This window comes from Mycoavidus cysteinexigens, from assembly GCF_003966915.1.
GTDB lineage: Bacteria > Pseudomonadota > Gammaproteobacteria > Burkholderiales > Burkholderiaceae > Mycoavidus > Mycoavidus cysteinexigens.
In genome coordinates, this window is record NZ_AP018150.1 from 402,672 (window position 1) to 424,959 (window position 22,288).

General features: G+C 50.5%; 15 protein-coding genes, 2 tRNA genes and 3 rRNA genes. 18 read left to right on the forward strand and 2 right to left on the reverse strand.

Features of this window, described 5'->3' with window-relative positions; translation table 11 throughout:
* Positions 1-52 precede the first annotated feature (52 nt).
* The 14 genes from apaG (at position 53) to MCB1EB_RS01870 (ending at position 14,786) form a co-directional block, all read left to right on the forward strand.
* On the forward strand, positions 53-427 hold the full coding sequence (gene apaG, locus MCB1EB_RS01805) for a Co2+/Mg2+ efflux facilitator ApaG/CorD (RefSeq protein ID WP_026921983.1): 375 nt from the start codon (positions 53-55) through the stop codon (positions 425-427).
* Between the two features lie 46 nt (positions 428-473).
* Positions 474-1,610 carry a murein transglycosylase A gene (mltA, locus tag MCB1EB_RS01810; RefSeq protein ID WP_045365959.1) on the forward strand — a complete coding sequence of 379 codons (1,137 nt, stop codon included), beginning with the start codon at positions 474-476 and terminating at the stop codon, positions 1,608-1,610.
* Between the two features lie 315 nt (positions 1,611-1,925).
* A 16S ribosomal RNA gene (locus MCB1EB_RS01815) occupies positions 1,926-3,456 on the forward strand.
* Positions 3,457-3,502: 46 nt separating this feature from the next.
* Positions 3,503-3,579, forward strand: a tRNA-Ile gene (locus MCB1EB_RS01820).
* A 32-nt stretch (positions 3,580-3,611) separates the two neighbouring features.
* Positions 3,612-3,687: transfer RNA gene (locus tag MCB1EB_RS01825), tRNA-Ala, on the forward strand.
* Positions 3,688-3,903: 216 nt separating this feature from the next.
* A 23S ribosomal RNA gene (locus tag MCB1EB_RS01830) occupies positions 3,904-6,784 on the forward strand.
* A gap of 88 nt (positions 6,785-6,872) precedes the next feature.
* Positions 6,873-6,985, forward strand: a 5S ribosomal RNA gene (gene rrf / locus MCB1EB_RS01835).
* The 16S, 23S and 5S rRNA genes sit together here with 2 tRNA genes alongside, the layout of an rRNA operon.
* A 334-nt stretch (positions 6,986-7,319) precedes the next feature.
* A complete protein-coding gene (locus MCB1EB_RS01840) occupies positions 7,320-7,970 on the forward strand; it encodes a ubiquinone biosynthesis accessory factor UbiJ (RefSeq protein WP_045363311.1) in 651 nt (216 codons plus the stop codon).
* The gene (ubiB, locus tag MCB1EB_RS01845) at positions 7,970-9,520 is read left to right on the forward strand and encodes a ubiquinone biosynthesis regulatory protein kinase UbiB (RefSeq protein WP_045363309.1); all 1,551 of its coding nucleotides are present in this window, start codon (positions 7,970-7,972) and stop codon (positions 9,518-9,520) included. Before MCB1EB_RS01840 ends, ubiB begins: the two co-directional genes overlap by 1 nt.
* Positions 9,521-9,548: 28 nt before the next feature.
* Complete coding sequence (locus MCB1EB_RS01850) at positions 9,549-9,887, forward strand: FmdB family zinc ribbon protein (RefSeq protein WP_026921143.1); 339 nt, start codon at positions 9,549-9,551, stop codon at positions 9,885-9,887.
* Complete coding sequence (locus tag MCB1EB_RS01855; RefSeq protein WP_045363307.1) at positions 9,884-10,528, forward strand: DUF502 domain-containing protein; 645 nt, start codon at positions 9,884-9,886, stop codon at positions 10,526-10,528. The genes MCB1EB_RS01850 and MCB1EB_RS01855 overlap by 4 nt, the downstream gene beginning before the upstream one ends.
* Positions 10,529-10,663: 135 nt before the next feature.
* Positions 10,664-12,466 (forward strand): aspartate--tRNA ligase, encoded by a 1,803-nt coding sequence (gene aspS, locus MCB1EB_RS01860; RefSeq protein WP_045363305.1) that lies wholly within the window; start codon positions 10,664-10,666, stop codon positions 12,464-12,466.
* Between the two features lie 21 nt (positions 12,467-12,487).
* Positions 12,488-12,964, forward strand: coding sequence for a dihydroneopterin triphosphate diphosphatase (nudB, locus tag MCB1EB_RS01865; protein WP_045363303.1), 477 nt, complete (start codon positions 12,488-12,490; stop codon positions 12,962-12,964).
* A gap of 37 nt (positions 12,965-13,001) precedes the next feature.
* Positions 13,002-14,786: an acyl-CoA dehydrogenase C-terminal domain-containing protein gene (locus tag MCB1EB_RS01870; RefSeq protein ID WP_045363300.1), complete on the forward strand. Its 1,785-nt coding sequence runs from the start codon at positions 13,002-13,004 to the stop codon at positions 14,784-14,786.
* A gap of 141 nt (positions 14,787-14,927) precedes the next feature.
* Here the strand turns inward: MCB1EB_RS01870 and MCB1EB_RS01875 are convergent, their stop codons facing one another.
* Complete coding sequence (locus MCB1EB_RS01875) at positions 14,928-15,392, reverse strand: RpnC/YadD family protein (protein WP_126353825.1); 465 nt, start codon at positions 15,390-15,392, stop codon at positions 14,928-14,930.
* A 318-nt stretch (positions 15,393-15,710) separates the two neighbouring features.
* Here MCB1EB_RS01875 and MCB1EB_RS01880 point away from each other — a divergent pair, with 318 nt between their 5' ends.
* Together MCB1EB_RS01880 and MCB1EB_RS01885 are read left to right on the forward strand one after the other, a co-directional pair.
* Positions 15,711-18,131: a 3-hydroxyacyl-CoA dehydrogenase NAD-binding domain-containing protein gene (locus MCB1EB_RS01880; protein WP_045363296.1), complete on the forward strand. Its 2,421-nt coding sequence runs from the start codon at positions 15,711-15,713 to the stop codon at positions 18,129-18,131.
* A 14-nt stretch (positions 18,132-18,145) separates the two neighbouring features.
* Complete coding sequence (locus MCB1EB_RS01885; protein WP_045365956.1) at positions 18,146-19,345, forward strand: acetyl-CoA C-acyltransferase; 1,200 nt, start codon at positions 18,146-18,148, stop codon at positions 19,343-19,345.
* A gap of 38 nt (positions 19,346-19,383) precedes the next feature.
* On the opposite strand, the gene MCB1EB_RS01890 is transcribed toward MCB1EB_RS01885, so the two are convergent.
* Entirely contained in the window at positions 19,384-19,782 is a 399-nt protein-coding gene (locus tag MCB1EB_RS01890) for an acyl-CoA thioesterase (protein WP_045363294.1), read from the reverse strand.
* 186 nt (positions 19,783-19,968) lie between these two features.
* Between MCB1EB_RS01890 and MCB1EB_RS01895 the strand changes: the two genes are divergently transcribed.
* Positions 19,969-21,252, forward strand: coding sequence for a Glu/Leu/Phe/Val family dehydrogenase (locus MCB1EB_RS01895; protein WP_034956462.1), 1,284 nt, complete (start codon positions 19,969-19,971; stop codon positions 21,250-21,252).
* Between the two features lie 73 nt (positions 21,253-21,325).
* Positions 21,326-22,228: a glutamate/aspartate ABC transporter substrate-binding protein gene (locus MCB1EB_RS01900; protein ID WP_045363292.1), complete on the forward strand. Its 903-nt coding sequence runs from the start codon at positions 21,326-21,328 to the stop codon at positions 22,226-22,228.
* Positions 22,229-22,288 lie beyond the last annotated feature (60 nt).

The following is a 22,288-nucleotide window of genomic DNA, read 5'->3' on the forward strand; positions in this document are numbered from 1 at the left end:
CGCTTCAAGCACAATTAAAATTTTCCTTGCGTCCACAATCTGAGCAAAACCGATGAGTCAATATGAATTCAGTATTTCAGTGCAGGCTAATTATTTACCAGAACAATCAGAGCCTGAGCAGCAGCAGTTCGCTTTTGCTTACACAATCACCATTCTTAATGCGGGGCAAGTGGCAGCACAGTTGATTGCGCGTCATTGGTTAATTGTCGATAGTGAAAATCATACGCAAGAAATTAAGGGCCTAGGCGTGGTGGGGCATCAGCCGCTTCTGCAACCCGGTGAGCAATTTCAGTATACGAGTTGGGCCATCATTGCAACGCCAGTCGGTACGATGCGGGGCGCATATTTTTGTGTGGCGGAAGATGGAACTCGTTTTGATGCGCCTATTCCAGAATTCGTTTTGCATATGCCGCGCACGTTACATTGAGTATTAGGCGTTGCGTCTCTTTTTATCCTCTTTTTATATGGTTTCTATGTGTTTATTAAGGTTTGCCAGATTCGCGACGCTTGCCCTAATTGTTGGGGGCGTTGTCTCTTGCGCGTCTGCCCCACCGGCAACTGCTCCAGATAAACAGCTATCTGCGGAGCTCTTATCTGCGCCTCGCATTCTCGTACCCAAGCGGCTGAATCAAGTAGTTTGGGAAGAGGTGGATGGCTGGCAAGAAGATTCGCTCATCGGCGCAACAACTGCACTGCGAGAAAATTGCCTACGCGTCAAACGGCTCTCAGATTGGACGAGAGTGTGCGCCGCGGCGGAACAGCTTGATGAACTTGACCCTGAAAAGGCGCGGGCGTTTTTTGAACGATATTTCACGCCGTTTCAATTAGCGAATAAAGATGGCAGTGTTGAGGGTCTGATCACGGGTTACTATGAACCCTTACTGCGTGGTTCGCGCGTACGCCGCGATCCTTATAACTACCCACTTTACCGCTGGCCGAAGGGCGTGCCGAAGAATGCCTTATTATCTGAGCGCGCACAGTTGTTAAAAAGCGAGGTATTAAAAGGTGCGGAACTGGTCTACGTGGATGACCCGATTGAAGCCTTTTTTCTGCAAGTACAGGGTTCGGGCCGCATCGTGATGGAGAATGGCCAAGTCGTGCGGGTCGGCTATAGCGGTAGTAATGGCAAACCTTATCATTCAATTGGGCGTTGGTTAATCGACCGCGGTGAGCTAACTCCTGCTCAGGCGACGATGCAGGGTATCAAAGCCTGGGCGCGGGCGAATCCGGCACGTCTGGAGGAGGTGCTTGGGGTTAATCCGCGTTTTGTTTTTTTCAAAGAAATGCCGGCGCGGGCGGATGAGGGGGCGGCGCGTAACCGCGCAGATGGACCTATCGGCGCTTTAGGCGTACGTTTAACCCCTGGGCGTTCAATCGCGGTGGACCCCAGTTGGGTTGCGTTGGGGATGCCGGTTTTCTTATCCACGCGTTGGCCAAAGGGCGGACCTCTTAAGCGTTTGGTTTTTGCACAAGATGTAGGTGCAGCGGTTAAAGGAGCGGTAAGGGCAGACTACTTCTGGGGCTCGGGAGAGAAGGCTGGAATGTTGGCCGGAACCATGAAAGCTCCAGGAAGAATGTGGATTTTGTTGCCTAATAAAGTAGAGGACTAACTATCTATCTGGCCGTTTTTGCTAAATAAAATAAATTTAGGTGAAAAGGGGTTGACAGGTTGTGTGAAGGATTGCATAATCTCGTTCCTCTGCTGCTGCGGCAGTGAGACACGAACCGGAAGGGAAGTTACCGAAAGGGGAGTGTAAATGATCTTTAAAAATGAACAGTCGATAAGAGTGGGCACTTGATGAAAGCGGCCCTACTTGGATGAAAATCTGGGTAGGGCAAACGAAGAAATCAAGTCTCACTCAGAATTAGATAGGAAGTAAAGAAATTTGCGACCTGTCACACCTTTGAGCGAGCAAACAGGAATTAAACAGAAGAGTTTGATCCTGGCTCAGATTGAACGCTGGCGGCATGCTTTACACATGCAAGTCGAACGGCAGCGCGGGTTTCGGCCTGGCGGCGAGTGGCGAACGGGTGAGTAATGCATCGGAACGTGTCCTGTAGAGGGGGATAGCCCGGCGAAAGCCGGATTAATACCGCATACGATCTACGGATGAAAGCGGGGGACCTTCGGGCCTCGCGCTATAGGGGCGGCCGATGTCGGATTAGCTAGTTGGTGGGGTAAAGGCCTACCAAGGCGACGATCCGTAGCTGGTCTGAGAGGACGACCAGCCACACTGGGACTGAGACACGGCCCAGACTCCTACGGGAGGCAGCAGTGGGGAATTTTGGACAATGGGGGCAACCCTGATCCAGCAATGCCGCGTGTGTGAAGAAGGCCTTCGGGTTGTAAAGCACTTTTGTTCGGGAAGAAAGCGTTAGGGTAAATAATCTTAATGTATGACGGTACCGAAAGAATAAGCACCGGCTAACTACGTGCCAGCAGCCGCGGTAATACGTAGGGTGCAAGCGTTAATCGGAATTATTGGGCGTAAAGGGTGCGTAGGCGGTTTGTTAAGACGGATGTGAAATCCCTGGGCTCAACCTGGGAACTGCATACGTGACTGGCAGACTAGAGTATGGCAGAGGGAGGTGGAATTCCACGTGTAGCAGTGAAATGCGTAGATATGTGGAGGAACACCGATGGCGAAGGCAGCCTCCTGGGCCAATACTGACGCTGAGGCACGAAAGCGTGGGGAGCAAACAGGATTAGATACCCTGGTAGTCCACGCCCTAAACGATGTCAACTGGTTGTTGGGGATAGCTATCCTTAGTAACGAAGCTAACGCGTGAAGTTGACCGCCTGGGGAGTACGATCGCAAGATTAAAACTCAAAGGAATTGACGGGGACCCGCACAAGCGGTGGATGATGTGGATTAATTCGATGCAACGCGAAAAACCTTACCTACCCTTGACATGTACATAATCTGGCTGAGAGGTCAGAGTGCTCGAAAGAGAGATGTAACACAGGTGCTGCATGGCTGTCGTCAGCTCGTGTCGTGAGATGTTGGGTTAAGTCCCGCAACGAGCGCAACCCTTATCCTTAGTTGCTACGCAAGGGCACTCTAAGGAGACTGCCGGTGACAAACCGGAGGAAGGTGGGGATGATGTCAAGTCCTCATGGCCCTTATGGGTAGGGCTTCACACGTCATACAATGGTCGGTACAGAGGGCTGCAAACCCGCGAGGGGGAGCCAATCTCAGAAAGCCGATCGTAGTCCGGATTGCAGTCTGCAACTCGACTGCATGAAGTTGGAATCGCTAGTAATCGCGGATCAGCATGCCGCGGTGAATACGTTCCCGGGTCTTGTACACACCGCCCGTCACACCATGGGAGTGGGTTTTACCAGAAGTGGCTAGTCTAACCGTAAGGAGGGCGGTCACCACGGTAGGATTCATGACTGGGGTGAAGTCGTAACAAGGTAGCCGTATCGGAAGGTGCGGCTGGATCACCTCCTTTCAAGAGTAAGCTGGATTCAAGTGTCCACACTTATCGACTGTTAATCGGGTCTGTAGCTCAGGTGGTTAGAGCACACGCTTGATAAGCGTGGGGTCGTAGGTTCAAGTCCTACCAGACCCACCAAAAGCGCAGACCTGGAGTAGAAGGAAGAATCAGGGGGCATAGCTCAGCTGGGAGAGCACCTGCTTTGCAAGCAGGGGGTCGTCGGTTCGATCCCGTCTGCCTCCACCAATCGTTATCCGGTAGAGTTTCTGTTGAGGAATTTTACCGGATAAAGATTGTCGCAAGATGATCACGTTCTTTAACAAATTGGAAGAAGAAGTACATAGAAGCGTTCTTGAGATGGAACGTGGAAGTGTACATGGGTAATAGATTGTATCGACTTATCGAGACGGAAGTCAGCCGTTGAGATAAGGCAACCAGTACTTAGAGACACCCTAGTTATAGGGTCAAGTGAATTAAGTGCATGTGGTGGATGCCTTGGCGATCACAGGCGAAGAAGGACGTGGTAGCCTGCGAAAAGCTTCGGGGAGCTGGCAAACAAGCTTTGATCCGAAGATATCCGAATGGGGAAACCCGGCCCGAATGGGTCATCCTTGACTGAATACATAGGTCAAGAGAAGCGAACGCGGTGAACTGAAACATCTAAGTAGCCGCAGGAAAAGAAATCAACCGAGATTCCCAGAGTAGTGGCGAGCGAAATGGGAAGAGCCTGTATTTTTTAGCAAATGAGTTAGCAAAGCGGAATGGAAAGTCCGGCCATAGAAGGTGATAGCCCTGTATGCGAAAACTCGTGTGTGGAACTAAGGATACGAAAAGTAGGGCGGGACACGTGAAATCCTGTTTGAAGATGGGGGGACCATCCTCCAAGGCTAAATACTCGTGATCGACCGATAGTGAACCAGTACCGTGAGGGAAAGGCGAAAAGAACCCCGGAAGGGGAGTGAAATAGATCCTGAAACCGCATGCATACAAACAGTAGGAGCCTCGAAAGGGGTGACTGCGTACCTTTTGTATAATGGGTCAGCGACTTACATTCAGTAGCGAGCTTAACCGATTAGGGCAGGCGTAGCGAAAGCGAGTTCGAATAGAGCGATAGTTGCTGGGTGTAGACCCGAAACCGGATGATCTATCCATGGCCAGGATGAAGGTGCGGTAACACGTACTGGAGGTCCGAACCCACTAATGTTGAAAAATTAGGGGATGAGCTGTGGATAGGGGTGAAAGGCTAAACAAATCCGGAAATAGCTGGTTCTCTCCGAAAACTATTTAGGTAGTGCCTCGTGTATCACCTTCGGGGGTAGAGCACTGTCATGGTAGAGGGGTCCATCGCGGATTACCTCGCCATAGCAAACTCCGAATACCGAAGAGTGCAATCACGGGAGACAGACGCCGGGTGCTAACGTCCGACGTCAAGAGGGAAACAACCCAGACCGCCAGCTAAGGTCCCCAAGATTGGCTAAGTGGGAAACGAAGTGGGAAGGCTAAAACAGTCAGGAGGTTGGCTTAGAAGCAGCCATCCTTTAAAGAAAGCGTAATAGCTCACTGATCGAGTCGTCCTGCGCGGAAGATGTAACGGGGCTCAAGCCAGTCACCGAAGCTGCGGATGCATAGTAATATGCATGGTAGGAGAGCGTTCTGTAAGCCTGTGAAGGTGTATCGAAAGGTATGCTGGAGGTATCAGAAGTGCGAATGCTGACATGAGTAGCGATAAAGGGGGTGAAAAGCCCCCTCGCCGAAAGCCCAAGGTTTCCTACGCAACGTTCATCGACGTAGGGTGAGTCGGCCCCTAAGGCGAGGCAGAGATGCGTAGCTGATGGGAAGCAGGTTAATATTCCTGCACCGTCGTTAGATGCGATGGGGGGACGGATCGCTAAAGGTTGTCCGGGTGTTGGATGTCCCGGTCCCTGCACTATAGAAGGCGCTTAGGCAAATCCGGGCGCGGAATTCAAGGGTGTGGGGCGAGCAAACGTAAGTTTGCGAAGCAATTGGAAGTGGTTCCAAGAAAAGCCTCTAAGCTTCAGTCTAACGAGACCGTACCGCAAACCGACACAGGTGGGCGAGATGAGTATTCTAAGGCGCTTGAGAGAACTCGGGAGAAGGAACTCGGCAAATTGGTACCGTAACTTCGGGATAAGGTACGCCCTAGTATCTTGACTGGCCTGCGCCAGAAGGGAGAAAGGGTTGCAAAAAATTGGTGGCTGCGACTGTTTAATAAAAACACAGCACTCTGCAAACACGAAAGTGGACGTATAGAGTGTGACGCCTGCCCGGTGCCGGAAGATTAAATGATGGGGTGCAAGCTCTTGATTGAAGTCCCGGTAAACGGCGGCCGTAACTATAACGGTCCTAAGGTAGCGAAATTCCTTGTCGGGTAAGTTCCGACCTGCACGAATGGCGTAACGATGGCCACACTGTCTCCTCCCGAGACTCAGCGAAGTTGAAATGGTTGTGATGATGCAATCTACCCGCGGCTAGACGGAAAGACCCCATGAACCTTTACTGTAGCTTTGTATTGAACTGTGAACCGGTCTGTGTAGGATAGGTGGGAGGCTTTGAAGCGTGAACGCTAGTTCGCGTGGAGCCAACCTTGAAATACCACCCTGGTTTGTTTGCGGTTCTAACCTTGGCCCGTAATCCGGGTCGGGAACAGTGCATGGTGGGCAGTTTGACTGGGGCGGTCTCCTCCCAAAGCGTAACGGAGGAGTACGAAGGTACGCTAGGTACGGTCGGAAATCGTATCGATAGTGCAATGGCATAAGCGTGCTTAACTGTGAGACTGACACGTCGAACAGGTGCGAAAGCAGGTCATAGTGATCCGGTGGTTCTGTATGGAAGGGCCATCGCTCAACGGATAAAAGGTACTCTGGGGATAACAGGCTGATACCGCCCAAGAGTTCATATCGACGGCGGTGTTTGGCACCTCGATGTCGGCTCATCTCATCCTGGGGCTGTAGCCGGTCCCAAGGGTATGGCTGTTCGCCATTTAAAGAGGTACGTGAGCTGGGTTTAAAACGTCGTGAGACAGTTTGGTCCCTATCTGCCGTGGGCGCTGGAAGTTTGAGAGGACCTGCTCCTAGTACGAGAGGACCGGAGTGGACGAACCTCTGGTGTACCGGTTGTCACGCCAGTGGCATCGCCGGGTAGCTATGTTCGGAAGAGATAACCGCTGAAAGCATCTAAGCGGGAAACTCGCCTCAAGATGAGACTTCCCGGGAACTTGATTCCCCTAAAGGGTCGTTCGAGACCAGGACGTCGATAGGCTGGGTGTGTACGCGCAGTAATGCGTTTAGCTAACCAGTACTAATCGCCCGTGTGGCTTGACCCTATAACTTGTGTGTCTTACTCTATTACCCCATTCTTCTTCCAACCCCTTTTGAAAAATTGACTTAAACTCAATTTCTCTACCCCTTACGCCTGATGACCATAGCGTGTTGGTACCACCCCTTCCCATCTCGAACAGGACCGTGAAACAACACCGCGCCGATGATAGTGCGGATTCCCGTGTGAAAGTAGGGCATCGTCAGGCTTCTCTCTTGAGCAAAAAGCCCCCAATATGGGGGCTTTTTTGTTTTACTGTCCTCATCCCATCTATCACACCTGCACCCCCCTCACTCTTGCACCTACCAATACAAAACAATCTCTGCTTTAACAGGTTGGGCCTAGCGCTCGAATAACACCTTGCCGCAAGCCTTCGATTTTCAAAACTTAAACAAAATATCGATTTAATGAATGAAGTTTATCTAGGTGCTTTAAAATTAAACAGAGGTTTGCCATCGTTAACTTCATGAGTATCTCCTAGCCATGGGCTACAATACTGCCTCAGAGTGCGTTCTAAGGTTTGTTATATCGCTTTTTTCTTTATGTCTATCGTTGCACATTCTGCCGCTACTGCCATTAATTACTTGCTAAGCCATCAGGCATGGGCGCGTGCGCGCCTAATTCCTTATGCTGGCCGTAAAGCTTGTGTGGCTATGCCGCCGCTGTTAATGGTTATGACGGTGCAAGAAGAGGGCGGAATTATCGTAGATGAAATCAACCCGCAAATAGCCCTCACTGCGCCCCCCTGCGATGTTTCTATTACTGTGCCGTCTGCTGCGCTTTTTGCGGCTTTGTTTGGAGGGCGCGCTACCGTGATGAAACAAGTGATAATCAAGGGCGACGCGGAATTTGCTGCGCTCTTGGCAGAGCTTGCCCAGCATCTGCGTTGGGAACCAGAAGAAACCTTAGCGCAACTGATTGGCGATGCTCCTGCATATCGCCTGATGCGAACGACACGGATGTTTCATCAACAGTTACGGAATAGCGGGCGCAATTTATTTGAAACGGCAACTGAATATCTGCTTGATGAAGACCCCACGCTGGTGCGTACTACACTGCTCAGTAATTTAGCCATGGATATGGTTAACTTGAATGACGCTGTGGCTCATCTTGAAAAACGTGTAATCCAAATTGAGCAAAAAATGAAAGTACGAAGGCTAATCGATAGGTCACCTCATATGGTTTCTAGCTAATGCAACTGTTGCGTTCTTGGAAAATTATTTTCACTTGCTTGCGCTTTGGCTTAGACCAAGTTGCGTTGTCGCATTTTAAATATCGGTGGGTCAAGCTTACGCTGCGGGTTCTGACTTTAGGACGTAAATTTGATCTGCCGCGTGGCGTGCGCTTGCGACTTACGCTTGAGGCTCTGGGCCCAATTTTTGTTAAATTTGGACAAATTTTATCGACGCGGCGCGATTTACTCGCACCCGACATTGCTTTTGAACTGGCTAAATTGCAAGACCAGGTGCCGCCCTTTGATTCACAGCTTGCAATCGAGCTTATCGAGAAAGCGCTCGGCCAATCCATCGAGGTTGTATTTGATCAATTTGAGCATGTGCCAGTGGCGAGCGCATCTATTGCTCAAGTCCATTTTGCCAAGCTGAAAACCGGTAAATATGCGGGCCAGGAAGTTGCTGTAAAGGTGCTACGGCCCGGTATGTTAACGGTTATAGAAAGCGACCTTGCATTGTTAAATAAACTGGCTCGCTGGATCGAGCGTTTATGGACTGATGGCAAACGACTTAAGCCGCGCGAAGTGGTTGCAGAACTCGATAAAAACTTGCACGATGAGTTTGACTTGATGCGAGAAGCCGCCAATGCAAGCCAGTTACGGCGCAATTTTGCAGGCAGTGGCTTATTGCTGGTGCCAGAAATGTATTGGGATTTTTGCCGCTCAAATGTGCTGGTGATGGAGCGAATGACCGGGGTGCCAATTAGTCAGGTTGAGAAATTGCGTGCTGCGGGGGTCGATATTCCGAAGCTGGCGCGGGAGGGCGTTGAGATTTTCTTTACTCAAGTTTTTCGTGACGGGTTTTTTCACGCAGATATGCATCCGGGCAATATTCAGGTTAGCCTCGATCCAGCGGATTTCGGACGCTATATTGCGCTAGACTTCGGTATCGTGGGCGCGTTGTCTGATTTTGACAAAAATTACTTTGCGCAAAATTTGCTGGCATTTTTTAAGCGTGATTATCATCGGGTAGCCATGCTTCATCTAGAATCCGGTTGGGTCCCGCCAGCAACGCGCGTAGAGGAACTCGAAGGGGCGATTCGCGCAGTATGTGAACCTTATTTTGATCGGCCGTTAAAAGATCTCTCGCTAGGGCAAGTTTTGTTGCGCCTGTTTCAGACCTCGCGGCGCTTTCATGTAGAAATACAGCCGCAACTGGTATTGTTGCAAAAAACCTTATTAAACGTCGAAGGACTTGGGCGCGAGCTCGATCCAGAGCTTGATTTATGGCAGACCGCTAAACCCTATCTAGAGCGTTGGATGAAGGAGCAAATCGGCTGGCAGGGTTGGCTTGAGCGGCTTAAATATGAAATGCCGCAATGGAGTAAAACCTTGCCACAGGTTCCGCGTCTGGTGCATCAAGCCTTAACCTCAGCCGCTAAGGCGCCGCAAGATACGCAGCAACATGTGCTTATGCGGCGACTGCTGATTGAACAAAAGCGCACGAATCGCTTGTTATGGATGGTGCTGCTGACAGGAGTAGTGGGCCTGGCTGCATGCTTTTGGCTATAATCTCTCATTCAAATCTGGAATTTATATTATGCCTATTTACGCTTACCTTTGTGAGTCGTGTCATCAGCCGCACGAAGCCTTGCAAAAACTGACTGATTTACCCTTAACTGAATGTCCTGCTTGTGGGCAAGCTACATTACGTAAACAGTTAACTGCGGCTGGTTTTCAATTAAAAGGGTCGGGCTGGTATGCGACGGATTTTCGCAATAGCAATAAAACTTCTGAAGCCAAGCCCAGCAGCGGATCGAATGAAGTCGTTAAGGCCGCGGGCGACGCGGCCGAAAGCGCAGCCAAACCAGCCGCTGAAAGCGCTACAATTGCAGGCCAAACAACTCAGCGCGCTCCTGCAGCTGCAGATCCATCATGACGCTTAAAAAAACTGCTCTGAAAACTTATTTTTTAACCGGGTTACTGGTTTTAGTTCCGCTCGCCATTACTTTATGGCTGCTGGGTTTAGTAATTGGCACCTTAGATCAGACGCTGACTTTACTGCCTGAAGCCTGGCGGCCTGAGCGTTTGCTGGGGTTTTATCTGCCTGGGATAGGAGCGGTTTTGACGCTCGGCTTTATTTTGCTTGTGGGCGTATTCACGCAAAATTTTATTGGTCAGACTTTAGTTCTCTGGTGGGAAGGGTTGCTGCGCCATATCCCGGTGGTGGGGCCGCTCTATGCGAGTGTTAAGCAGGTCTCTGATACGCTTCTGTCCAGCAATGGCAACGCATTTCGTAAAACGTTGTTGATCGAATATCCGCGTAAAGGGATGTTTACCATCGCTTTTCTGACGGGCGTCCCAGGCGGTGATATTGTTAATCATCTTAAGGGTGAATACGCAAGTGTATATGTGCCGACTACGCCTAATCCGACTTCTGGCTTTTTTCTTATAGTACCGCGCGCGGATGTGATTGAACTTGATATGACGGTTGACGCAGCATTGAAATACATCGTCTCAATGGGCGTCGTGGCACCCTCGGCGCCGCCACTGCGCCCGCAGATTAAGCCAACGCTATAGAGCCGATCGTCTTTGAGTGTACGCTAAGCATTTCAAAGATTGATATAAATCTAAATCTTTTCGAGGCGGCAGAGAGGGGTTAGATGATTTGGTCTAACCGATTTTTTGTTTACGTTTTTTTATTTTTAATATTTCCTGTTGATGAGAACTGAATATTGCGGTTTGATAACCGAGGCTTGGTTGGGTAAAACCGTTTCACTTTGTGGCTGGGTGCAGCGTCGGCGCGATCATGGTGGGGTGATTTTTATCGATTTACGTGATCGGGAAGGTCTCGTGCAAGTGGTTTGCGATCCCGATCGTCAGGCGATGTTTGAAATCGCTGAGAGCATTCGGAACGAATACTGTGTGCAGGTGCATGGCGTAGTGCGGGCACGGCCCGAAGGAGCCGAAAATGAGGCCCTTATCAGTGGCAAAATCGAAGTGGTTTGTGAGCAATTGACGGTGCTCAATGCTTCGGTCACACCGCCTTTTCAGCTCGATGACGATACGCTCTCGGAAACCACTCGTCTGACCCATCGCGTGCTAGATTTGCGACGCCCGCAGATGCAACATAACTTAAAGTTGCGCTATCGCGTCGCCATGGAAGTGCGCCGCTACCTTGATGAGCAGGGCTTTATCGATATTGAAACGCCAATGTTGACTAAAAGTACGCCTGAAGGGGCGCGGGATTACTTAGTTCCATCGCGGGTGCATCCTAGCCATTTTTTCGCGCTACCTCAATCGCCCCAACTTTTTAAGCAGTTGCTTATGGTGGCCGGCTTTGATCGTTACTATCAGATTGTTAAATGCTTTCGCGATGAAGATTTAAGAGCCGATCGTCAACCCGAATTCACCCAAATTGATTGCGAAACCTCGTTTCTCAGCGAGCAGGAAATTCGTGATTTATTTGAAGCGATGATCCGCAAGGTGTTTCAAAATGCAATTGGGGTTGACCTGGCTCAGCCCTTCCCCGTGATGAGCTACGCTGAAGCCATGCGGCGCTTCGGCTCGGATAAACCTGATTTGCGGGTTAAACTTGAATTTACTGAGTTGACGGATGTAATGCAAGACGTTGACTTTAAAGTTTTCAGTGCCCCTGCCAATGCGCAAGGTGGCCGCGTGGCCGCTCTCTGCGTGCCGCAAGGCGGACAATTATCGCGCGGCGAAATTGATGGTTATACTGAATTTGTGCGCATTTATGGCGCCAAAGGGCTCGCTTGGATTAAAGTCAATGAAGCCGCTAAAGGTCGTGAAGGCTTGCAAAGCCCGATTGTAAAAAATCTCCATGATGCGGCGTTGGCGGAAATTCTCAAACGCACCGGCGCGCAAGACGGCGATTTAATTTTCTTTGGCGCTGATCGTGAAAAAATTGTCAATGATAGTTTGGGCGCGCTGCGCTTAAAAATCGGTCACGCACCGTTTGGCGCCGAGCAAGGTTTCTTTGAGCCTGGCTGGCAACCCTTGTGGGTGGTTGATTTTCCGATGTTCGACTATGACGAAGAGGCCGCGCGCTGGGTGGCTTGCCATCATCCCTTCACGAGTCCCAAAGACGAGCACCTGGATTTATTGGTGACGGATCCTGGTCGTTGTCTTGCGAAAGCTTACGATATGGTGCTGAATGGCTGGGAGCTCGGTGGCGGCTCAGTGCGGATTCATCGCGAAGAAGTTCAGCGCAAAGTTTTTGAGGCCTTGGCAATCGACGCGCATGAGGCGCAACAAAAATTCGGTTTCTTGCTTGAGGCATTGCAATATGGCGCGCCGCCACATGGTGGCATTGCCTTTGGCTTGGACCGGATTGTAACCATGCTGACTGGCTCCGATTCAATTCGAGATGTGATCGCTTTTCCCAAAACGCAACGCGCTCAATGTCTGCTGACACAAGCGCCAAGTGAAGTGGATGAACGTCAATTACGCGAGCTGCATATCCGCTTGCGGGCAACGGAGGCGCTCAAAGCCTAAAGCGAAAAGCGCACGTTCAGGATGGATGCCTATAAGCTACCGGAATCTGCACTGGTGGTTATTCATACCGCTGAGCTTGAAGTACTCCTGATTGAGCGCGTGGATCATCCGGGTTTCTGGCAATCAGTGACGGGCTCTAAAGATGACCCATCCGAAGCCCTGGAGGAAACGGCTCGGCGCGAGGTGCAGGAAGAAACCGGGATTGTGATTGGGAGTGCGCAAGTGCCGCGTGCGGCGCTCAGTGATTGGGATTGGCAGGTGGCCTATGAAATTTACCCGATTTGGCGCCATCGTTATGCGCTAGGAGTGACGCGTAACACCGAGCATTGGTTTGGACTTCTAGTGCCGCGCGAGATTGAAATCACGCTCGCGCCGCGCGAGCATACCGCTTATATTTGGCTGCCGTACGTTGAGGCGGCAGCGCGCTGTTTTTCGCCGTCGAATCGGGCGGCTATTTTGCAGCTACCGGCACGTATGACGCCAAGAATTTCCAGATAACGCTTAAATAACTCAGTACTTCATACAGGAGAAAAAAATGGGACAGTACACCGCACCGTTGCGTGATATGCAGTTTGTTTTACACGAGTTGCTTGATGTGCAAACTGAACTGGCGCATTTGCCGGTACATGCTGGGCTGGATACTGAGACCATCGACCAGGTGCTGGCTGAGGCTGGAAAATTTTGTGAGGAAGTGTTATTTCCGTTAAACCAGAGTGGCGATCAACAAGGATGTAGCTATAGCAATGGCGTTGTCACTACGCCAGTGGGTTTTAAAGCAGCTTACCAAGATTACATCAAAGCGGGTTGGCCGGCGCTGGCTTGTGACCCAGAACAGGGTGGGCAAGGTTTGCCTGTGTTTGTGAATAATGCGCTTTACGAAATGTTGAACTCGGCTAATCAAGCCTGGACAATGTATCCGGGGCTCTCGCATGGCGCTTACGAGTGTTTACATGCGCATGGTACGCCAGAGCACAAAAAAATCTACCTACCTAAACTCGTTGCCGGCGTATGGACCGGTACGATGTGTCTGACGGAGCCGCACTGCGGCACAGATCTTGGCCTGCTACGCACCAAAGCAGAAGTTCAAGACGATGGCTCCTATCGGATCAACGGGACGAAAATTTTTATTTCCAGCGGTGAGCACGATCTTGCTGAAAACATTATTCATTTGGTGTTAGCGCGCTTACCCGGTGCGCCAGCCGGCACTAAAGGCATTTCTCTATTTGTCGTCCCCAAATTTGTGCCGAACGCCGAGGGTGAAATCGGCGAACGTAATGGCGTGAGTTGCGCTTCAATTGAGCATAAAATGGGGATTCATGCGAATGCAACCTGTGTCATCAATCTTGATAACGCGCATGGCTGGTTGGTTGGAGAGCCGCACAAAGGGCTTAATGCGATGTTTGTAATGATGAATGCCGCACGACTTGGCGTGGGTATGCAGGGCCTTGGCTTAACTGAAGTAGCTTATCAAAATTCACTGGCTTATGCGCGGCAGCGTTTGCAAATGCGGGCGTTAAATGGCGCTAAAGCGCCGGATAAAGCGGCTGATCCGATTATCGTTCACCCTGATGTACGTCGTATGCTACTGACGCAAAAAGCCTATGCTGAAGGGGGGCGTGCTTTTGCATATTGGATTGCGCTTTTAATCGATAAAGAGCGTTCGCATCAAGATGAAAAAGTGCGGGCCGAGTGTGCGGAATGGGTGGCATTGCTGACGCCAATCGTTAAGGCGTTTTTAACCGATAATGCTTGCGAAGCGACTAATTTAGGGATGCAGGTATTAGGTGGGCATGGCTACATCAGCGAATGGGGCGTCGAGCAATATGTGCGCGATGCACGGATTGGCACAATTTATGAAGGCACCAATACGATTCAATCGCTTGATTTGTTGGGCCGAAAAGTATTAGGGGATATGGGCGCAAAGCTCAAGAAATTCGGTGCGTTGGTGCGGGATTTTATTGAGCAAGAAGGGGTTAAGCCTGAAATGCAAGAGTTCGTCAATCCATTGGCGGAGCTCGGCGATAAGGTGCAAAAGCTCACGATGGAAATTGGCATGAAGGCAATGGGTGATCGCGATGAAGTAGGTGCTGCCGCCACCCCTTATCTACGTGTCGTAGGCCATTTGATTTTTGCCTACTTTTGGGCGCGTAGTGCGCGGGTTGCGCTGGATAAGCAAGCGACTGGCGATCCGTTCTATCAGGCTAAACTTGTTACGGCGCGTTTTTATTTTGCCAAACTACTGCCAGAAACAGCTTGGCAAATTCGTTCGGCGCGCGCAGGGGCAAAGTCGTTGATGGAGTTAGACGAAGCATTGTTTTAATCTATCTGACTTTTGCCACGGGTACATCCGATAGAGCTGCAAAGCCTTATCGGAGTATTCTGGTATGGGCCGTTTAGTTTGTTAGCGCGTGGATTGCTTGTCGCGAATTGAGGCTAGCGCGCTTTGTTGCGTGCAATCGCCTCAAAAGACCTCATCAGGCGTTTTAGCCATAAAAATACGTTCGCCCCACTGACGTAAAGTATCTACATCCGCTGCGTCTAATTGCTGCTGATATTTTTCAGCTAAAACGCCAAATTTACCTTTTAGAAGGCTTTCCAATAGAGCAAGCAATGCTTGTCGGCCTTTTTCAAGTCCTTCTTTAACCCCTTCTTTAAGTCCTTGCTCCATACCGATACGCTCAGCACTCGTAATATATTCATATTCCATTTCAGACTCCTTCTCAAATTGTTTAATTGAACTATTATAGATAATTTCAAACTCTTTGGGCAAGGTTAAGACGGCATCAATAAACCGATAAAGGTTGAGTATGCTTTCGCGCGCCATGCCTTTTTCGTAAAGAAAGCGCGTTAACCGATATTTATGCCGGTAACGCGCGTTCGGGTCAGTCCGCGTTTGCAACGCAGCAAGGTGCGCTGCAACCATCATGCCAAAAGTTATAGCCTGATGCCAGGCTAGATGAGTAAAGAGCTATAAGTAGGGATGCGGTTGGCGGCAGGTGAGCGCCTCGCCATCGATTTAGGTTAAAGTCTCGAATGCTAAAAGCTGCGAATGCGCAAGTGAAGCGGTAAAATCTGGCCTTCTCAAGGTCATCCATAGGCTAATGAGTCATTTGTTTGACGGGCGCAGCATAAGCTAGCGTAAAAAAGAAAGGACTCGAGGTTGAGTTAAACTGGCTAGCGGAGCCATTTTTTGACTGATGAATAAAGAGTTGCAAAAACTATATAACCCTTTCGGAGGAAGAACGTGAGTCATTTAAGCATTCGAAAAGTCGCTGTGCTTGGCGCGGGCGTAATGGGCGCCCAGATTGCCGCCCACTTAATCAATGCAAAAGTACCGGTAATGCTTTTTGACTTACCTGCTCAACCCGGGCCTAAAAATGCGATTGCCCTAAAGGCGCTCGACCATTTGCGCAAACTGAATCCAGCCCCTCTTGGCGTGAGCGATGCTGCTGTTTATATTGAGCCGGCTAACTACGAGGACGATCTTGATCGGCTCAACGAATGTGATTTAATCATCGAAGCGATTGCTGAGCGCATTGATTGGAAGCATGATTTATACAAAAAAATCGCGCCGGCAATTCGTTCTGATGCAATTTTTGCCTCGAATACTTCGGGGCTATCGATTAACACGCTCGCTGAAAAATTGGATGCTGAACTGAAATCCCGGTTTTGCGGCGTACATTTTTTTAATCCCCCTCGTTATATGCATTTGGTTGAGCTGATCCCAGCTCAGCATACGCGCGCTGAGATTCTCGATGGACTGGAAAGCTTTCTAACCAGTACTTTAGGCAAGGGCGTTGTGCGGGCAAAAGATACGCCTAATTTCATCGCTAATCGAGTCGGGGTTTTTTCTGTGCTCGCGACGATTAAAGAAGCGGAAAAATTCGAGTTAGGTTTTGATTTGGTCGATGATCTGACCGGTCGCCGGCTTGGCCGCGCCAAGTCAGCGACTTTTCGCACGGCCGACGTAGTGGGTCTCGATACACTGACGCATGTGATTAAAACCATGCGAGACAATCTAGCGGATGATCCATTTTTTCCAATTTATAGCGAACCACCAGTGCTTAGCGCATTGCTAGCGCAAGGCGCGCTTGGGCAAAAAAGCGGGGTTGGATTTTATAAAAAAGAAGGTAAAACAATTAAAGTGCTGGACCCTCAGCGGGGCGCATATATTGACAGTGGCGCACGGGCGGATGCTTTGGTTGAGCGTATCTTAAAGCGCCCTCCGGCCGAGCGTTTTAAACTATTGCGTGAATCCACGCATCCTCAAGCACGCTTTCTGTGGGCGATTTTCCGCGATGTGTTTCATTATAGTGCGTTGCATCTAGAGCACATTGCGGATAATGCGCGTGAGCTGGATTTTGCCGTGCGTTGGGGTTTTGGTTGGAGTGAGGGGCCGTTTGAGATTTGGCAGGCAGCCGGCTGGCGCCAATTGGCGGAATGGGTGCAGGCGGATATTGACGCAGGAGAGGCGTTATCGAAAGCGCCACTGCCAGCCTGGGTATTCGATGGGCCGGTGGCCGCACAGGGCGGTGTGCATACGGCGGCTGGTTCATGGTCGCCCAAGACGCGCACTTTTGTGCCGCGGAGCACACTTGCAGCATATGACAAACAGATCTTTCGTGCGTCCCTAAATGGAGAGGGTAAAGCAGATCCGCGCACAGAGGGTAAAACGCTAAGCGAAAATGAAGCGGTGCGCATCTGGGTTGATGCGCGCGCTGGTCAAGACGATATTGTGATTGTTTCATTTAAAACCAAAATGAATACGATCAGCCCGGCGGTGCTAGATGGCTTAGTGCAAGCCGTCGAGCTCGCTGAACAAAACCATCGCGGTCTAGTAGTTTGGCAGCCTTCTTCGTTGCAAGCGGGGCCATTCTCAGCCGGGGCAAATTTGGAGGGCGTAATGCCCGCCTTGATGGCCGGCGGCGCAAAAAAAGTTGAGCCTTTCGTGGCCCAGTTCCAGCAAACCATGCAACGTATGAAATATGCAGCTGTGCCAGTTGTGCCTGCCGTGGCAGGCATTGCGCTGGGAGGGGGCTGTGAACTCGCTATGCACGGCGCAAAGCGGGTTGCTCATCTTGAAAGTTATATGGGTCTAGTTGAAGCGGGGGTTGGCTTGCTACCGGCCGGTGGTGGCTTAAAAGAAACTGCATTGCGCGCTGCCGCGACTGCACAGCGCTTAGGCCAGAGAAATTTAGTGGAATTTCTGGCTAAACCCTTTGAAAAAATTGCGCTGGCAAAGGTCTCTAGCTCAGCGCATGAAGCTATTGAGTTTGGCTATCTGTTGCCGTCAGATACGATTGTATTTAATATGCATGAACTGTTGGCGACGGCTCTTAGCGAGGCGCGTGGGTTGGCTGCGCTTGGCTGGCGCGCGCCTTTGCCGTCCCGCGCCATTGCTGTGGCGGGGCGTGCTGGAATTGCCACAATTAAAGCGCAACTGGTCAATATGCGAGATGGAGGTTTCATTTCAGAGCATGACTTTTTAATTGGCAGCCGGATCGCTGAAGTATTATGTGGCGGAGCTGTTGAAATGGGGAGTTTGGTTGATGAAGCGTGGCTACTTAAACTTGAGCGTGCCGCCTTTGTCGAATTACTAGACATGAAGAAAACCCAAGAACGGATTATCGGCATGTTGCAAACGGGTAAGCCTGTGCGTAATTAATGGAGCGAAAAAAGATGAGCAAACAAGTGCAAGACGCCTATATCGTTGCCGCTAACCGCGCGCCAATTGGCAAAGCGCCACGTGGGGCATTTAAAAATACCCGCCCAGAAGAATTATTGATGCACGTCATTCAAGCGACGCTGGCGCGCGTACCAGGACTTGATCCGCAGGCCATTGAAGATGTGATCATTGGCTGTGCGTTTCCAGAGGCGGAACAAGGACTCAATATTGCGCGTGTGAGCGCATTATTAGCCGGGTTGCCCGTCACGGTCGGCGGCGTGACAGTAAACCGTTACTGTGCTTCTGGCGTGACGGCTTTGGCGATGGCGGCAGATCGCATCCGCGTGGGCGAGGCGGATGTCATACTGGCTGGCGGTGTGGAATCGATGAGTATGGTGCCGATGATGGGCAATACCCCATCCGTTTCTCCGCATATCTTTGAGCAAGATGAACATCTTGGTCTTGCGTACGGCATGGGGTTAACCGCAGAAAAAGTTGCGCAGCGTTGGTCGGTCAAGCGGGAAGCGCAGGATCTTTTTTCCTTTGAATCTCACCAAAAAGCCTTGAAGGCGCAAGCTACAGGCGAATTCAATGATGAAATTGCGCCGTTTGACGTGACCACGCGTTCGCCAGACCTTCAGCGAGGCCAGATTGACGTAAGTCAGCAGCTCACCGCGCAGGATGAAGGGCCTCGCGCTGACACCTCGCTGGCGGCGTTAAGCAAGCTCAAACCGGTATTTGCACAGGGCGGTTCGGTCACGGCTGGCAATAGCTCGCAGATGTCTGATGGTGCAGCGGCGCTGTTAGTGGTTTCGGAAAAAGCGCTGAAACAATTTAATCTCACCCCGTTGGCGCGGTTTGTCAGTTTTGCGGTGCGCGGAGTGCCGCCCGAGATTATGGGGATAGGCCCGAAAGAGGCTATTCCCGCGGCCTTAAAAGCGGCCGGGTTGAAGCAAGACCAGCTCGATTGGATTGAGTTGAATGAGGCTTTCGCTGCGCAATCGTTGGCGGTGATAGAGGAGCTTAAACTTGATCCCAAAAAAGTGAACCCACTGGGCGGCGCGATTGCCCTAGGCCACCCACTCGGCGCCACCGGCGCGATTCGCGCTGCTACGGTAGTTCATGCGCTGCGCCGCCATGCATTGAAGTACGGCATGGTCACCATGTGCGTCGGCGCAGGCATGGGAGCTGCGGGCATCATTGAGCGGGTTTAACTAGAGTGCAAATTGGCTCGACTTATTCTGTGATGCCCTCAACCTTCTGCGGGCAATGCGCGCGGGCGGCGATCGTTGTCTGTGGCGACATAGGTCAGCGTCGCCTCTGCTACTTTGAAAATTTGCTCCGCAAAATTGAGTCGCTGCGCGTACACTTCAACCGAGACGGCAACCGAGGTGTTGCCAACTTTGGCGATGTCTGCATAAAAGCTAAGCAAATCGCCAACAAACACGGGCTGCTTAAAGACCAAGGAGTTAACGGCCACTGTCACGACTCGGCCATGCGCTCGACGCGTGGCTGGAATAGAACCGGCGATATCCACTTGCGCCATAATCCAGCCGCCGAATACGTCGCCATGCATATTTGCATTGGAGGGCTGAGGCACTGCGCGTAAAGCCAGAGTTTTGTCATGCGGGAGATGAGAGAGTGAATGCATAGATTATTCCGTTGTTATTTACACTAATGTTTCAGTTTTCGGGCTTAGTTTTCGCGTACTTCGGAAAAATAGTCAACCATTCTGAGACAATATTGAAACTTTGAGCGTAAATTGCAGTTAAAGCGTAAGGTTTATAACTGTTTTTTTAACCATAGCGCAACTTTTTTCCGGGGATTGAGGGAATTTATGTCGCAACATCATGTAATACCGTCGTACCTTCGGCCAGATGAACTGGGTCCGTGGGGTACTTATCTACAACAAATTGACCGCGTAACACCCTATCTAGGTTCGTTATCACGTTGGATCGAAACCCTTAAGCGCCCTAAACGCGCGTTAATTGTTGATGTGCCGATTGAGCTGGATAATGGCACTGTCGCTCACTTTGAAGGGTATCGAGTGCAGCACAATACTTCGCGCGGTCCTGGCAAGGGCGGTTTACGTTACCATCAAGATGTGACGTTATCGGAAGTGATGGCGCTGTCGGCTTGGATGTCGATCAAAAATGCTGCGGTGAATGTACCTTATGGTGGCGCAAAAGGGGGTATCCGCGTTGATCCACGCAAGCTGTCACGCGGGGAATTAGAACGCATGACGCGCCGCTACACCAGTGAAATCAATTTTATCATCGGCCCTAACACGGATATCCCGGCGCCCGATGTCAACACCAACGAGCAGGTGATGGCATGGATGATGGATACGTATTCGATGAATCAGGGACGTACCGCAACCGGAGTAGTAACCGGCAAACCGATTGCGCTAGGCGGTAGTCTTGGGCGTAAGGAAGCCACCGCCCGCGGCGCATTTGTGGTCGCTTGCGAAGGTGCGCGCCAAATCGGTTTAGAGATTGCTGGAGCACGCATTGCCATCCAAGGTTTTGGCAATGTGGGTGGGATTGCCGCCCGCCTTTTTTCTGAAGCGGGCGCAAAGATCATAGCCATACAAGATCATACCGGCACCCTTTACCGGCCGGCCGGTATTGATGCGCATAAATTGCTTGAGCATGTCGCCCAAACTGGGGGGATTGCCGGTTTCACCGGCGCTGAGTCGCTGGCGAACGATGAATTTTGGGGGATTGAATCCGATATTCTGATTCCGGCTGCGCTAGAGGGACAAATCACTGAAAAAAATGCGCCACGGATTCGGACTAAGATTGTCGTTGAGGGTGCGAATGGCCCAACTACGCCATCGGCTGACGATATTTTGAACGAACATGGCATTCTTGTGATTCCTGATGTGATCGCCAATGCGGGTGGTGTGACCGTTTCATACTTCGAATGGGTGCAGGATTTTTCCAGTTTCTTCTGGAGTGAAGATGAAATTAATCACCGTCTTGAGCGAGTTATGCGCGAAGCATTCGCATCTGTATGGCAAGTTGCGCTTGAACACAAGGTCTCGGTGCGCACAGCCGCTTATATTGTTGCATGTACACGAATTTTAATGGCAAGGGAGATGCGCGGGTTGTATCCATGATGTATATTAACCTATAGTTGATAAATTAACTATTTGGGGTATATAATTCACTTTTTAATGAGGAGAACTTCGAATGAAACTAAAAAAGATAGTGGTGGCATTGATGGCAGCGGGTACGCTAACCTTCTCTTACGCGCAGGCGCAGCAGGCGGGTACTAGCACTTTGCAAAAAATCAAAGATACCGGCACGATTTCACTAGGACATCGAGAGTCGTCGATCCCCTTTTCTTATTATGCTGACAATCAACAGGTGGTAGGTTATTCGCATGAATATGCGATGCAAATTGTTAAGGCGATTGAGAAAGAGCTCAACAAACCGCAGCTAGAGGTGAAACTTACACCGATCACGTCCCAAAACCGGATTCCATTGATTCAAAACGGTACGATTGATCTTGAATGCGGTTCCACCACAAACAATCTTGAGCGGCAGCAGCAAGTTGCATTTTCCAACACGATTTTTGTCGTAAGCACACGCTTGCTCACGCGGGTTGATTCAGGCGTCAAGGATTTTGCTGATTTGAAGGGCAAGACCGTAGCGACCACAGCGGGGACTACATCTGAGCGGATTTTGCGCGCGATGAATCAAGACAAGAAGCTCGGCATGAATATCATTAGCGCGAAAGATCATAGCGAAGCGTTCTTGATGCTAGAAACCGGGCGTTCAGTAGCGTTTATGATGGATGATGCGTTACTTGCCGGAGAGCGTGCTAAAGCAAAAGACCCTAGCAAATTTGTCATCGTGGGTACGCCGCAATCACAAGAAGCCTATGGTTGTATGTTGCGCAAAAATGACCCAGCATTCAAAAAATTGGTTGATGACACCATTGCTAAGCTTCAAACCTCAGGCGAAGGTAGCAAGATCTATCAAAAATGGTTTCAAAAACCCATCCCTCCTCGCAATCTAAATTTGAACTTCCCGCCAAGCGAAGAACTCAAAGCATTGTTTAAGAGTCCGAATGATCAGGCAAAAGGTTAAGCCAGTTTATTCGTGTAGGGGCTGGCAACCATAACTGCCCTACCCGTTATAAGCTTTACC